Genomic DNA, 1020 nt, shown 5'->3' with positions numbered 1-1020 from the left:
CTGGTATTACTACCGTTGGTCAGAATGCTGGTTCAAATTCACTTGTACAACAATCTGTTACAACTAATGCAAGTGTGTTTACTGGGGGTGAGTAACCGACTAGTAGGAGAAAGCGATGCGTTTGGCAATCTGTACTTTGAGTATGATAGTTGCCTGCACTGCACTCGCTGATGACATTGCATTATCTGGCGGAGAAGTTAGCTTGGATATCATGAATGAATCAAGAGGTGGACAAAATGTTGAACTCGACTTGGTTTATGCAGAATCAGATATCAATGGTATTTCGTCAGATAATGTCGCGTCAAACACCGTGAGTGGTAACAATATACTATCAAGTGGAGCGTTCGCAGACAGTTCTGGTATATCCAACGTAATTCAGAACAGCGGAAACAACGTTTTAATCCAGAACTCTACCGTCGTTAACCTGACACTCAAGTAAACAATATGAAAGTATTAAATAACTTAATTTGGCTGATGCTCGTTTATTCAGCATCAGCCATTTCATTAGAACTGCTACCTTACCGAGCACATTACTCTGTTCCTGTTAAAAGCTACAAAGAAATAGTGTTTGGTGATGTTTTTCGCCAACAGTATGACTTCAGCTGTGGCTCTGCCGCCCTGGCTTCTCTTCTCACTTTTCATTATGCAACAGAGTCATCTGAACAAGATATCTTCAAAAGCATGTTTGAAAAAGGTGATAAAGAAAAAATCAAAGAGAAAGGTTTTTCTTTGTTGGATATGAAGTTTTACTTGGATTCCATAGGGTTACGTTCTGACGGCTTTCAAGTAGGACTGGAGAAAATTAAAGAAGTCGGCGTCCCTGGGATTACTCTCGTTAATTTCGATGGGTATATGCATTTTGTTGTAATCAGAGGTATAAACAATCACTCAGTTATTCTAGGAGACCCTTCTAGAGGAACCATGATAATGAAACTGGATGAGTTTGAAAAATATTACCAAGGAATTGTGTTACTGGTCCGTAACGAAGCGGAAATGGGACGGTCTAGCTTTATAACCAAT

The 1020-nt window shown here is 39.6% G+C and carries 2 protein-coding genes and 1 pseudogene; all 3 read left to right on the top strand.

Going from position 1 to position 1020, the window contains the following annotated elements; translation table 11 throughout:
• Positions 1-95: pseudogene (locus tag R7R78_RS24540) on the top strand (dentin sialophosphoprotein); the annotation flags it as partial.
• A 20-nt stretch (positions 96-115) separates the two neighbouring features.
• Positions 116-439 carry a hypothetical protein gene (locus R7R78_RS24535; protein ID WP_005380167.1) on the top strand — a complete coding sequence of 108 codons (324 nt, stop codon included), beginning with the start codon at positions 116-118 and terminating at the stop codon, positions 437-439.
• Positions 440-444: 5 nt separating this feature from the next.
• Positions 445-1020 (top strand): C39 family peptidase (locus R7R78_RS24530; protein WP_225474428.1); only part of this gene is annotated, 576 nt, incomplete at its 3' end.

It is taken from the genome of Vibrio sp. 2134-1 (assembly GCF_033339495.1).
Note: the sequence above shows the minus strand (reverse complement) of the source record. Positions and strands in the feature narration are given on the sequence as shown.

Coding starts and splice junctions, on each gene's coding strand:
- R7R78_RS24535 (WP_005380167.1), top strand. CDS start 116: ATGCGTTTGGCAATCTGTACTTTGAGTATGATAGTTGCCTGCACTGCA.